The following is a 12,733-nucleotide window of genomic DNA, read 5'->3' on the forward strand; positions in this document are numbered from 1 at the left end:
GAAGAGGGCATGGACAGGGTAGGCGTAAACCGGGGCCGCTGCGCGGCCCCAAGGTGCATCAGGCGCAGGCAGTGTCTGCCTGGTGAATCGAGCGTACGCCAACCACACGCGGTTGCAGCAGCGAATAGAGGTCTTTCGGGTTCTCCAGTTGCGGCACCAGCGCTATGTCCTGGCCAATGCCCAGCATGCGCGCAGTATCCAGCACATAACGCAGGGCCGAGTAGTCCTCCAGGGCAAATCCGACCGAATCGAACAGCGTGACCTGCTCGGCGTGTTCGCGGCCTTGGGCAAGCCCGGCGAGCACCTGCCAGAACTCGACCACCGGTGAATCTTCGGGCATCTGTTGAATCTCGCCTTCGACCCGGCTTTGTGGTTCGTATTCGACGATCACTCGCGCTTTTTCAACGATGTCACGGTGCAGCTCGGTCTTGCCCGGGCAGTCGCCGCCCACGGCGTTCAGGTGCATGCCCGGCTCGATCATCTCCGGGGTAAGGATGGTCGCACAGGCCTTGTCGGCAGTGACCGTGGTGACAATGTCGGCGCCACGTACCGCTTCGGCGACGGAGTTGGCGATGCTCAGCTTCAGGCCCGGGCGGCCGGCCAGGTTGGCCACCAGCTTGGCCGAGGCCGCTGGGTCGATGTCGTACAGACGGATCTCATCAATGCCCACCAGGGTGTTGAAGGCAATGGCCTGGAACTCGCTTTGCGAGCCGTTGCCGATCAGCGCCATGCAGCGGCTGTCCGCCCTTGCCAGGTAGCGGGCTGCCAGTGCCGAGGTGGCGGCGGTACGGATCGCCGTGGTCAGGGTCATCTCGCTGAGCAGCAGCGGGGTGCCGGTGTCGACATCGGCCAGGGTGCCGAAGGCCATCACCGTGGGCAGGCCATGGTGAGTGTTTTTTGGATGGCCGTTGACGTACTTGAAGGCGTACAAGCTGGCATCGGACACCGGCATCAGCTCGATGACCCCGTCGGGGGAGTGGTTGGCCACCCGGGCACACTTCTCGAAGGCCTGCCAGCGCAGGTAGTCCTGGCGAATGTACTCGGCCATCTCCACCAGGCAGGTGGCCAGGCCTTTGCGGTTGACCAGGCGGGCGAGGTTTTGCACATCGATATAGCGGGTCATGACGGGTCTCCTTGCGGCGACGCTTCCAGTGAGGGTTCTGGAAATATTGTCGGGCGCGGAGCGTGGCGATGCTGGCTGAAACAGGGCGGGCTGGCAGCGGGGGCGGCTGATTTTGCGCTGCTGGCAGCCGAATCGGCTGTGCTGCCGGTGGTGAACCCCAGGCAAAAAAAACGGCACCTGCCAGAGGTGCCGTTTTCATGTCACGCGGTATTACTTGTGCAGCTCTTCGGCTGCATACAGCGTGTTTTCCAGCAGGCAGGCACGGGTCATCGGCCCGACGCCACCAGGAACAGGCGTGATCCAGCCGGCGCGCGGCAGGGCGGTCTCGTAGACCACGTCGCCGACCAGCTTGCCGTCTTCCTGGCGGTTGATGCCGACATCGATGACGATGGCGCCTTCCTTGATCCATTCACCCTTGACCAGGCCCGGCTTGCCGGCGGCCACGACCACCAGGTCGGCGCGGCCGACGTGGCCGGCCAGGTCCTTGGTGAAGCGGTGGCAGACGGTCACGGTGCAACCACCCAGCAGCAGCTCCATGGCCATCGGACGGCCAACGATGTTGGACGCGCCAACGATGACCGCGTTCATGCCATACAGGTCCTGACCGGTGCTTTCCAGCAGGGTCATGATGCCTTTTGGCGTGCACGGGCGCAGCAGCGGAATGCGCTGGGCCAGGCGGCCGATGTTGTACGGGTGGAAGCCGTCGACGTCTTTGTCGGGGCGGATGCGCTCAAGCAGCAGCGAGGCGTCCAGGTGTGCTGGCAGCGGCAGCTGCAGCAGGATGCCGTCGACGGCCGGGTCGTCGTTGAGGCGATCGATCAGCTCGGTCAGCGCTTGCTGCGTGGTCTCGCTGGGCAGGTCGAATGCCTGGGAAATGAAGCCGACCTCTTCGCAGTCCTTGCGCTTGTGCGAGACATAGACTTGGGAGGCGGGGTCGGTGCCGACCAGGATCACCGCCAGGCCTGGCGTGCGCAGGCCTTGCTGGCGACGCTCCTCGACACGTTGAGCGATCTGCTTGCGCAGGTTGGCGGCGATCGCCTTGCCATCGATTAGGTGTGCAGTCATAGACGCGTGATTAACCATCGAGAAAGGAACAATAAAGAGGGCGCATTCTCGCACGACATCGCCCAAGGGCAAAGGCGGGTGGTCGGGCAAATCCTCTAACCCCTTAAATAATTTAAATTTTTTGGAGAAAGGTGTTGACGACCTGTAGGCTCGCCTATAAGATTCGCCGCACTTGTCGGGCACAGCCTAGCACTGGTTGGCGAGGTCGGGCAGAATGAGTGGTTTGGCAGTTACCTGTTAACGGCTTGTTCGGTTAGGCTTCAAGCTTAAGCGCCCGTAGCTCAGCTGGATAGAGCATCCGCCTTCTAAGCGGATGGTCGCAGGTTCGAGTCCTGCCGGGTGCGCCATTTAGGCAGCTTGGGCAAGCAAGTAAGGCTGTAATGCAATATGGTGGGCGTAGCTCAGTTGGTAGAGCGCCGGATTGTGATTCCGGTTGTCGTGGGTTCGATTCCCATCGTCCACCCCATATTCGACGAAGGCGCCTTTGATTGAATGATCTGGCGCCTTTGTTTTAAGCGTTACGCGGACGTGGTGAAATTGGTAGACACACTGGATTTAGGTTCCAGCGGCGCAAGCTGTAAGAGTTCGAGTCTCTTCGTCCGCACCATGCTTCTGTAAGGCTGTATCGCAACACTGCAACACCGCAATATGGTGGGCGTAGCTCAGTTGGTAGAGCGCTGGATTGTGATTCCAGTTGTCGTGGGTTCGATTCCCATCGTCCACCCCATATTTTTCGAAGGCGCCTTGATCGTGAGATCGGGCGCCTTTGTTGTTTCTGCGTGGCGTCAGCGTGGGGTGGGCAGTCATGCGCTGCCCAGCTGCCTGGTCAGGGGTGGGCTTGAGCTTGATCGGGTATGAGGCGTACTTCCACGCGTTGCCCTAGGGCGCGAGCAGCGCTGGCCAGCGTGGCCAGGGTCATGCCAGGGTCGTTCTGGTCCAGTGCCCGGTCGACGGCTGTGCGGCTGGTGTGCATGCGCTCGGCCAGGACCTTCTTGGAGACCTTCTGGTTCTTCATGGCTTCGGTGATCTGCCAGGCAATCACGCGCTTGAGTGCTGCGGCGCTGACTTCCTCTGTCAGTTCCTGTTCGGTGAGGAACTCGTCGAATCCGGAGCCGATGTGCGGGTTGGTCATGTGTATTTCTCCAGGGCTGCTTTGCGCTGTCGGGCGGTTTCCAGTTCGAAGGCGGGTGTTTTCTGGCTTTTCTTGATAAAGCCGTGCAGCAGTACCATCGTGCTTCCGGACACAGTGAACAGTAACGGTAGAAGCAGGCATCCAGGGTTGGTGGTTTTTCGCTCATGAAAGTGTACCAAAAAAGGTACTCCAATCAAGAAGAGCCAGAATCCGCGGGCCAGAGGCTCATTCCCCGGTAGTGGTAGGAATGTTCTGCAATTAAGTGAGATCGTTTTTCGCCCTTGCAATCCTCTGGTGGCACCCCAATAAAAGCTGTTAGATTTCAGCCGGTTGAAACACCGGCCCATTTGGCCGGCAGAGGAACACCCTGATGATTGCAAAAGAAGCCCGCCAGGCCCTGGCGTTGCAGCGCTTCGCCGAAGCCAATCCGCAACTGCTCGAGGAAATACGCGAGCTGGATGCCCATGAGCAGGCCCAGCAGATCGAGTGGGCATTCGAGGATGCTGCCGATGAGCAGGGCCTTCAGCCCTGGGAGCTGGCGCTGCAACTGATTGCCGAAAGCCCTGAGCAGCTGCGGGCCATGCGCCTTGAGACCCATCGCGAAGTGGCCGAGGCGCTGGGAATGGAGTGGGAGGAGTACTGCCAGTTCAACGAGATCGATCCTGAATAAGCGGGTCGCTTTCAAGCTGGTAGTTGTTTGACAAGGTTTTTCGGTTGTGTGCCGCCCTTTGGGGGGTATGCGGCCCTCTATATAAAGAGGCTCGGCACTTCACGGTGCGGGCCAGGCAAGTTAATCGACCGGCGTGGTTTCCCGTCGTCCCGGGTGGGGTGACTTCTGGTGCGTGACTCACTAGAATGTTCGCCCTTGATTCTGGAGTCGGGCTATCGCCGGCTAACGTCTGTGCAACGAGGAATATCCATGCAAGTTTCTGTTGAAAACACTTCCGCTCTCGAGCGCCGCATGACCATCGCCGTTCCGGCCGAGCGCGTCGAGAACGAAGTCAACAAGCGTCTGCAACAGACTGCCAAGCGCGCCAAGGTCGCGGGCTTCCGCCCAGGCAAGGTGCCGATGAGCGTGATCCGTCAGCGTTTCGAAGCCGATGCCCGTCAAGAGGCTTTCGGTGACCTGGTCCAGGCTTCCTTCTACGAAGCCATCGTCGAGCAGAAGCTGAACCCGGCTGGCGCTCCGGCCGTTGAGCCGAAGTCCTTCGAGAAGGGCAAGGACCTGGAATTCGTTGCCATCTTCGAAGTGTTCCCAGAGTTCACCGTTGCCGGCTTCGAGTCGATCAACGTCGAGCGCCTGAGCGCCGAAGTGGCTGACGCCGACCTGGACAACATGCTGGAAGTCCTGCGCAAGCAGAACACCCGCTTCGAGGCCGTCGAGCGTGCTGCGCAGAACGACGACCAGGTCAACATCGATTTCGTTGGCAAGGTCGACGGTGAAGTGTTCGCTGGCGGTTCCGCCAAGGGCACCCAGCTGGTACTGGGCTCCGGCCGCATGATCCCTGGCTTCGAAGATGGCCTGGTTGGCGCCAAGGCCGGCGAAGAGCGCGTTGTCAACGTGACCTTCCCAGAGGACTACCAGAACCTGGACCTGGCTGGCAAAGCCGCTGAGTTCACCATCACCGTCAACAGCGTCTCGGCCCCTGTGCTGCCAGAGCTGAACGAAGAGTTCTTCGCCCAGTTCGGCATCAAAGAGTCGACCCTGGAAGGCTTCCGTACCGAAGTTCGCAAGAACATGGAGCGTGAGCTGCGTCAGGCGATCAAGACCAAGGTCAAGAACCAGGTCATGGACGGTCTGCTGGCCGCCAACCCGATCGAAGTGCCAAAGGCCCTGCTGGAAAACGAAGTCAACCGTCTGCGCGTCCAGGCTGTTCAGCAGTTCGGTGGCAACATCAAGCCTGAGCAACTGCCAGCCGAGCTGTTCGAAGAGCAAGCCAAGCGTCGTGTGGTGCTGGGCCTGATCGTCGCCGAAGTGGTCAAGCAGTTCGAGTTGAAGCCAGACGAAGGCAAGGTTCGCGAAATGATCGAAGAAATGGCCTCGGCTTACCAAGAGCCTGAGCAGGTCATTTCCTGGTACTACAAGAACGACCAGCAACTGAACGAAGTTCGTTCGGTTGTGCTGGAAGAACAAGTTGTAGATACTGTTCTGCAGAAAGCGACTGTGACCGACAAGTCGGTCTCGTACGAAGATGCCGTTAAGCCAGCACAGGCTCCTGCCGCCGCTGAGTAACAGGCTTCTCTCGTAGGAAACCCCCACAAGCCAGCCTTCGAGCTGGCTTGTGCGTTATCAAGCCATGACTATTTGGGAGTGAGCGCAGGACATGTCCCGCAATTCTTATATTCAGCAGAGCTCTGACATCCAGGCCGCAGGCGGCCTGGTCCCGATGGTTATCGAGCAGTCCGCCCGTGGCGAACGTGCCTACGACATCTACTCGCGCCTGTTGAAGGAGCGAGTGATCTTCCTGGTTGGCCCGGTAGAGGATTACATGGCCAACCTGGTAGTGGCGCAGCTGCTGTTCCTTGAGGCGGAAAACCCGGACAAGGATATCCATCTGTACATCAACTCCCCGGGCGGTTCGGTGACTGCAGGCATGTCGATCTACGACACCATGCAATTCATCAAGCCGGACGTCTCGACCATCTGCATCGGCCAGGCCTGCAGCATGGGTGCGTTCCTGTTGGCTGCGGGTGCCAAGGGCAAGCGTCACTGCCTGCCGAACTCGCGCGTGATGATCCACCAGCCACTGGGCGGTTTCCAGGGTCAGGCCACCGATATCGAGATCCATGCCCAGGAAATCCTCAATATCAAGGCGCGCCTGAACGAGCTGCTGGCCTACCACACTGGCCAGGAACTCGAGACCATCAAGCGTGACACCGAGCGTGACAATTTCATGAGCGCCTCGCGCGCGGCCGAGTACGGCCTGATCGACTCGGTGTACGACAAGCGGCAACTGGCCTCCTGAACCCAGGAGCCAGAGCAGGTAGGTGCGCAAAGCGCCTACCTGCGGACTTGAAAAAGCCCGCAATTGCCTTCATCTTGTGTTGCAAGCCTACCGGATTGGATCGATCGAATGACTGACACCCGTAACGGCGAGGACAGCGGCAAATTGCTTTATTGCTCCTTCTGCGGCAAAAGCCAGCACGAAGTGCGCAAACTGATTGCCGGGCCCTCGGTATTTATCTGCGACGAGTGCGTCGACCTGTGCAACGACATCATCCGTGAGGAGGTGCAGGAAGCCCAGGCCGAGAGCAGCGCGCACAAATTGCCTTCGCCGAAAGAAATCAGCGGCATCCTGGACCAGTACGTCATCGGTCAGGAACGCGCTAAGAAGGTCCTGGCCGTAGCGGTGTACAACCACTACAAGCGCCTGAACCAGCGTGACAAGAAGGGCGACGAAGTCGAGCTCGGCAAGAGCAACATCCTGCTCATCGGGCCTACCGGCTCGGGCAAGACCCTGCTCGCCGAAACCCTTGCACGGCTGTTGAACGTACCGTTCACCATTGCTGACGCCACCACCCTGACCGAAGCCGGTTATGTGGGTGAGGACGTCGAGAACATCATTCAGAAACTGCTGCAGAAGTGCGACTACGACGTGGAAAAGGCCCAGATGGGCATTGTCTACATCGACGAGATCGACAAGATCTCGCGCAAGTCGGACAACCCGTCCATCACCCGCGACGTTTCGGGTGAAGGCGTGCAGCAGGCGCTGCTGAAGCTGATTGAAGGCACCGTAGCTTCTGTTCCGCCGCAGGGCGGCCGCAAGCACCCGCAACAGGAATTCCTGCAGGTTGATACCCGCAACATCCTGTTCATCTGCGGTGGCGCCTTCTCCGGCCTGGAAAAGGTCATCCAGAACCGCTCCACCAAGGGTGGCATCGGTTTTGGCGCCGAAGTACGCAGCAAGGAAGAGGGCAAGAAGGTCGGCGAATCGCTGCGCGAAGTCGAGCCGGACGATCTGGTCAAGTTTGGCCTGATCCCTGAGTTCGTCGGCCGCCTGCCGGTACTGGCGACCCTCGATGAGCTGGATGAGGCTGCACTGATGCAGATCCTCACCGAGCCGAAGAATGCCCTGACCAAGCAGTACGCCAAGCTGTTCGAGATGGAAAGCGTGGACCTCGAGTTCCGCACCGACGCCCTCAAGGCTGTCGCACGCAAGGCCCTGGAGCGCAAGACTGGCGCCCGTGGCCTGCGTTCGATCCTCGAAGGGGTGCTGCTCGACACCATGTACGAGATTCCTTCGCAGAAGGATGTCAGCAAGGTGGTGATCGACGAGAGCGTCATCGAAGGCACCTCGCAGCCGCTGATGATCTACGAGAACAGCGAGCCGCAAGCCAAGGCCGCGCCCGACGCCTGATTTCAGGTAAATGCCGGGTAATGGCAGCAAGCAAGAAAGGGGCCTACGGGCCCCTTTCTGCTTTTCCTATGCCAGCGCTTGTAATTTCCCATGCGTGCCCCCACATTAGGTCCAAGCATCATTTCCACCGGTTTCCGGCCATAAGGCCGCTGTAGAGGCGAAATCATGAAGACCACCCTCGACTTGCCTCTTTTGCCATTGCGCGATGTCGTCGTCTATCCGCACATGGTTATCCCACTGTTCGTGGGGCGTGAGAAGTCTATCGAAGCCCTTGAGGCCGCGATGACGGGCGAGAAGCAGATCCTGCTGCTGGCCCAGAAGAACCCTGCCGATGACGATCCAGGCGAAGATGCCCTGTATCGGGTCGGTACCGTCGCTACCGTATTGCAACTGCTGAAACTGCCCGATGGCACGGTCAAGGTGCTGGTCGAGGGCGAGCAGCGCGGTGCGGTCGAGCGCTTCACCGAAGTAGAAGGGCACATCCGTGCCGAAGTTTCCCTGATCGATGAAACCGACGCCGCCGAGCGCGAGTCGGAAGTCTTCGTGCGCACGCTGCTGTCGCAATTCGAGCAGTACGTGCAGCTGGGCAAGAAAGTCCCCGCCGAAGTGCTGTCGTCGCTGAACAGCATCGAAGAGCCTGGTCGCCTGGTCGATACCATGGCCGCGCACATGGCGCTGAAGATCGAGCAGAAGCAGGAAATCCTCGAGATCGTCGACCTGACGACCCGAGTCGAGCACGTGCTGGCCCTGCTGGATGCCGAAATCGACCTGCTGCAGGTCGAGAAGCGTATCCGTGGCCGGGTCAAGAAGCAGATGGAGCGCAGCCAGCGCGAGTACTACCTGAATGAGCAGATGAAGGCCATTCAGAAGGAGCTCGGCGATGGTGATGAAGGCCACAACGAAGTCGAAGAGCTGAAAAAGCGCATCGAAGCCGCTGGCCTGCCAAAAGACGCCCTGGCCAAGGCCCAGGCCGAGCTGAACAAGCTCAAGCAGATGTCGCCGATGTCCGCCGAAGCCACCGTGGTGCGCTCGTACCTCGACTGGCTCGTGCAGGTGCCGTGGAAGGCCCAGAGCAAGGTGCGCCTGGACCTGGCCAAGGCCGAGGAGATCCTCGATGCCGACCACTATGGCCTGGAAGAGGTCAAGGAGCGGATTCTCGAGTACCTCGCCGTGCAGAAGCGGGTGAAGAAGATCCGCGGCCCGGTGCTGTGCCTGGTCGGCCCGCCTGGTGTGGGCAAGACCTCGCTGGCCGAGTCGATCGCTGCTGCGACCAACCGCAAGTTCGTGCGCATGGCCTTGGGTGGCGTGCGTGACGAAGCCGAGATTCGTGGGCACCGTCGTACCTACATCGGCTCCATGCCTGGCCGGCTGATCCAGAAGATGACCAAGGTGGGTGTGCGCAACCCGCTGTTCCTGCTCGACGAGATCGACAAAATGGGCAGCGACATGCGTGGCGACCCGGCCTCGGCGCTGCTGGAAGTGCTCGACCCGGAGCAGAACCACAATTTCAACGACCACTACCTGGAAGTCGATTATGACCTCTCGGACGTGATGTTCCTGTGCACCTCGAACTCGATGAACATTCCGCCGGCGCTGCTCGACCGTATGGAAGTCATCCGCCTGCCGGGTTACACCGAGGACGAGAAGATCAACATCGCGGTCAAGTACCTGACGCCCAAGCAGGTCAAGGCCAACGGTTTGAAGACCGAAGAGCTGGACATCGACGTCTCGGCGATTCGCGACATCATCCGTTACTACACCCGTGAAGCCGGTGTGCGTGGCCTGGAGCGCCAGATCGCCAAGGTCTGCCGCAAGGTGGTCAAGGAACATACCGGGCAGAAGCAGGTCAAGGTCAAGGTCACCAGCGAGCAGCTCGAGCACCTGCTCGGCGTGCGCAAGTTCCGCTACGGCCTGGCCGAGCAGCAGGACCAGATCGGCCAGGTCACCGGCCTTGCCTGGACCCAGGTGGGCGGCGAATTGCTGACCATCGAGTCGGTGGTCATCCCTGGCAAGGGCCAGCTGATCAAGACCGGCTCGCTGGGTGATGTCATGGTCGAGTCGATCACAGCCGCGCAGACCGTGGTCCGCAGCCGTGCCCGCAGCCTGGGGATTGCCGCCGATTTCCACGAGAAGCACGACGTGCATATCCACATGCCTGAAGGCGCCACGCCGAAGGACGGCCCGAGCGCGGGTATCGGCATGTGCACCGCGCTGGTGTCCGCGCTGACGCAGATTCCAGTACGCGCCGATGTGGCCATGACCGGCGAAATCACCCTGCGTGGCCAGGTATTGGCCATCGGCGGGTTGAAGGAAAAACTGCTGGCTGCACACCGTGGCGGGATCAAGACGGTGATCATTCCCGAGGAGAATGTTCGCGATCTGAAAGAAATTCCTGAAAATATCAAACAGGATCTGCAGATCAAACCGGTCAAATGGATTGACGAAGTCCTGCAAATTGCGCTGCAATACGCCCCGGAGCCCTTGCCAGATGTGGCTCCGGAGATTGTCGCGAAAGATGACAAGCGCGACGGCGATGCTAAGGAAAGAATTAGCACGCATTAGTAGTTTTTGGCTGGGGGGCTTTCCTTGACAGTTTTTTCGGGGCCTTGCTATAAAGCGGCACGCTATTGTCAAACGGCCACCCGGCACAGGTTTCATCAGCTTTTCATTACATACTTAGAAACAAACTCAATAGAGAAATAAGGGGACTTAGAGTGAACAAGTCGGAACTGATTGACGCTATCGCCGCATCCGCTGACATCCCGAAAGCTGTAGCTGGCCGCGCGCTGGACGCAGTCATCGAATCCGTCACCGGCGCCCTGAAGCAAGGTGACGATGTGGTACTGGTTGGCTTCGGTACCTTCTCGGTCAAGGAGCGCGCCGAGCGCACCGGCCGTAACCCGCAAACCGGCAAGGCGATCAAGATCGAAGCTGCCAAGGTTCCAGGTTTCAAGGCTGGCAAAGGCCTGAAAGACGCCGTCAACTAAGTCGTCTTTCAGCCGGACCAGGCCTTGGCCAGGTCCGAGCACGCTGATGGCGGGCCGCAAACGTTCCCGCCTGACACGTTTGCTAAGAAAAGGCGCATCCTCGGATGCGCCTTTCTTTTATCAGGATTCTACCCACGCTCCGCGGTTGTCGACGCAGTGGTACAGCCGTTTCTGGGGGACGCATGCTGCAAAATATCAGGGACAATTCACAAGGTTGGATTGCCAAGACCATCATCGGCCTCATCGTCGTGTTGATGGCGTTGACCGGCTTCGAAGCCATCTTCAAGGCCGCCACTCACAGCCAGGACGCGGCTAAGGTGAACGGCGACACCATCAGCCTGAATGAGCTGAGCCAGGCTGCCGACATGCAGCGCCGTCAGCTGATGCAACAGTTGGGCAAGGATTTCGACCCAGCGGTGCTGGATGACAAGCGCCTGCGCGACGCAGCGCTCAAAGGTCTGATCGATCGCAAACTGCTGCTGCAGGGTGCCAAAGACGCCAAGTTCGCCTTCTCTGAAGCCGCGCTGGACCAGGTGATTTTGCAGACGCCGGAATTTCAGGTCGATGGCAAGTTCAGTGCCGATCGTTTCGATCAGGTTATCCGCCAGCTGGGCTATGGCCGCATGCAGTTCCGCGACATGCTCGCGGAAGAGATGCTGATCGGCCAGCTGCGTACCGGTATCGCTGGCAGCAGCTTCGTCACCGACCAGCAGGTTGACGCCTTTGCCCGTTTGGAAAACCAGACCCGCGATTTCGCTTCCCTGACCTTCAAGGCCGACCCGGCCGCAGTCAAGGTCAGCGATGACGAGGTCAAGGCGCATTACGAGCAGCACGCCAAGGAGTTCATGACCCCCGACCAGGTGGTCATCGACTACATCGAGCTGAAGAAGTCGGCGTTCTTCGACCAGGTCAAGGTCACCGACGAAGAGCTCAAGGCCCAGTACGAGAAGGAAGTCGCCAACCTCGCCGAGCAGCGCCATGCCGCGCACATCCTCATCGAGGTCAACGACAAGGTCACCGACGCCCAGGCCAAGGCCAAGGCCGAAGAGGTCGAGCAACGCCTGGCCAAGGGTGAAGACTTCGCCAAGCTGGCCAAGGAGTTCTCCCAGGACCCAGGTTCTGCCAGCAATGGCGGTGACCTCGGTTTTGCAGGCCCAGGCGTGTATGACCCGGCCTTCGAAGACGCCCTGTACAAGCTCAACGACGGCCAGGTATCGGCCCCGGTGCGTACCGAGTTCGGCTACCACCTGATCAAGCTGTTGGGCAAGCAGGCGCCGGAAGTACCGAGCTTCGCCAGCCTCAAGGACAAGCTGACCCGCGACCTGAAGACCCCGCTGGTCGAGCAGCGTTACGTCGACGCCAGCAAGCAGCTGCAGGATGCTGCCTACGAGGCTTCCGACCTGGCCCAGCCGGCCCAGGACCTGAAACTCAAGGTGCAGACTTCCGCGCCGTTCGGCCGCGAAGGCGGCGAGGGCATTACCGCCAACCGTGGTGTGATCCAGGCTGCGTTCTCCGAAGAAGTGATGGATGAAGGTGCCAACAGCACCGCCATCGAGCTCGACCCGGAAACCACCGTGGTGCTGCGCGTCAAGGAGCACCGCAAACCGGAGCAACTGCCACTGGAAGCCGTGGCCAAGAACATCAGCGAACACCTGGCCAAAGAGAAGGCAACTGCCGAACTCAAGACCAAGGCGGACAAGCTGATCGCCGGCCTGCGTGACGGTTCCATCGCTGCCGCTGGCGCTCACGACGGTCAGCAGTGGAAGGCTCACGAAGCCGTGACCCGTGGCCAGGACGGTATCGACCCGGCCGAGCTGCAGGCACTGTTCCGCCTGGCCAAGCCGCAAGCCAAGGACAAGCCGGTGTACGGCAGCGTGGTCCTGGGCGACGGCAGCCTGGTCGTGTTGCAGCTCAAAGGCGTCAACGAAGGTGCCGCTGCCAGCGACGACGAGAAGCAGCAGATTCGCCGCTACCTCGCATCGCGTGCTGGCCAGCAGGACTTTGCCGCCTACCGCAAGCAGCTGGAAGGCACTGCCGACATCACCCGCTACTGAGTGATGGATGCATG

The 12,733-nt window shown here is 60.2% G+C and carries 10 protein-coding genes, 4 tRNA genes and 1 pseudogene; 11 read left to right on the forward strand and 4 right to left on the reverse strand.

Going from position 1 to position 12,733, the window contains the following annotated elements:
• Positions 1–58: 58 nt before the first annotated feature.
• A complete protein-coding gene (locus tag ABE528_RS11240; protein WP_346652980.1) occupies positions 59–1,123 on the reverse strand; it encodes an ornithine cyclodeaminase in 1,065 nt (354 codons plus the stop codon).
• A 210-nt stretch (positions 1,124–1,333) separates the two neighbouring features.
• Complete coding sequence (folD, locus tag ABE528_RS11245; RefSeq protein WP_054883547.1) at positions 1,334–2,188, reverse strand: bifunctional methylenetetrahydrofolate dehydrogenase/methenyltetrahydrofolate cyclohydrolase FolD; 855 nt, start codon at positions 2,186–2,188, stop codon at positions 1,334–1,336.
• A gap of 270 nt (positions 2,189–2,458) precedes the next feature.
• Here folD and ABE528_RS11250 point away from each other — a divergent pair.
• The 4 genes from ABE528_RS11250 (at position 2,459) to ABE528_RS11265 (ending at position 2,915) form a co-directional block, all read left to right on the forward strand.
• Positions 2,459–2,535: transfer RNA gene (locus ABE528_RS11250), tRNA-Arg, on the forward strand.
• Between the two features lie 43 nt (positions 2,536–2,578).
• Positions 2,579–2,654: transfer RNA gene (locus ABE528_RS11255), tRNA-His, on the forward strand.
• Positions 2,655–2,710: 56 nt separating this feature from the next.
• Positions 2,711–2,795: transfer RNA gene (locus ABE528_RS11260), tRNA-Leu, on the forward strand.
• A 44-nt stretch (positions 2,796–2,839) separates the two neighbouring features.
• A tRNA-His gene (locus tag ABE528_RS11265) sits at positions 2,840–2,915 on the forward strand.
• A gap of 99 nt (positions 2,916–3,014) precedes the next feature.
• Here the strand turns inward: ABE528_RS11265 and ABE528_RS11270 are convergent.
• Positions 3,015–3,320, reverse strand: a complete 306-nt coding sequence (locus ABE528_RS11270) for a Fis family transcriptional regulator (RefSeq protein ID WP_346652981.1) — start codon at positions 3,318–3,320, stop codon at positions 3,015–3,017.
• Positions 3,317–3,445: pseudogene (locus tag ABE528_RS11275) on the reverse strand (type II toxin-antitoxin system RelE/ParE family toxin); the annotation flags it as partial. The gene ABE528_RS11270 and the pseudogene ABE528_RS11275, both read right to left, overlap by 4 nt.
• Positions 3,446–3,690: 245 nt before the next feature.
• On the opposite strand from ABE528_RS11275, the gene ABE528_RS11280 reads away from it, so the two are divergent.
• The 7 genes from ABE528_RS11280 (at position 3,691) to ABE528_RS11310 (ending at position 12,719) form a co-directional block, all read left to right on the forward strand.
• Positions 3,691–3,990, forward strand: coding sequence for a DUF6388 family protein (locus tag ABE528_RS11280; RefSeq protein ID WP_346652982.1), 300 nt, complete (start codon positions 3,691–3,693; stop codon positions 3,988–3,990).
• A 249-nt stretch (positions 3,991–4,239) separates the two neighbouring features.
• Entirely contained in the window at positions 4,240–5,553 is a 1,314-nt protein-coding gene (gene tig, locus ABE528_RS11285; protein ID WP_152956347.1) for a trigger factor, read from the forward strand.
• Between the two features lie 91 nt (positions 5,554–5,644).
• Complete coding sequence (gene clpP, locus ABE528_RS11290; protein WP_003250240.1) at positions 5,645–6,286, forward strand: ATP-dependent Clp endopeptidase proteolytic subunit ClpP; 642 nt, start codon at positions 5,645–5,647, stop codon at positions 6,284–6,286.
• Between the two features lie 108 nt (positions 6,287–6,394).
• Positions 6,395–7,678 carry an ATP-dependent Clp protease ATP-binding subunit ClpX gene (gene clpX, locus ABE528_RS11295; RefSeq protein WP_016394423.1) on the forward strand — a complete coding sequence of 428 codons (1,284 nt, stop codon included), beginning with the start codon at positions 6,395–6,397 and terminating at the stop codon, positions 7,676–7,678.
• 165 nt (positions 7,679–7,843) lie between these two features.
• Entirely contained in the window at positions 7,844–10,240 is a 2,397-nt protein-coding gene (lon, locus tag ABE528_RS11300; protein ID WP_152956348.1) for an endopeptidase La, read from the forward strand.
• Between the two features lie 152 nt (positions 10,241–10,392).
• Positions 10,393–10,665 carry a nucleoid-associated protein HU-beta gene (gene hupB / locus ABE528_RS11305; RefSeq protein ID WP_003250246.1) on the forward strand — a complete coding sequence of 91 codons (273 nt, stop codon included), beginning with the start codon at positions 10,393–10,395 and terminating at the stop codon, positions 10,663–10,665.
• Positions 10,666–10,847: 182 nt separating this feature from the next.
• Positions 10,848–12,719 carry a SurA N-terminal domain-containing protein gene (locus ABE528_RS11310; RefSeq protein ID WP_346652983.1) on the forward strand — a complete coding sequence of 624 codons (1,872 nt, stop codon included), beginning with the start codon at positions 10,848–10,850 and terminating at the stop codon, positions 12,717–12,719.
• Positions 12,720–12,733: the final 14 nt, after the last annotated feature.

This window comes from Pseudomonas sp. TWI628, assembly GCF_039673865.1.
Lineage (GTDB): Bacteria > Pseudomonadota > Gammaproteobacteria > Pseudomonadales > Pseudomonadaceae > Aquipseudomonas.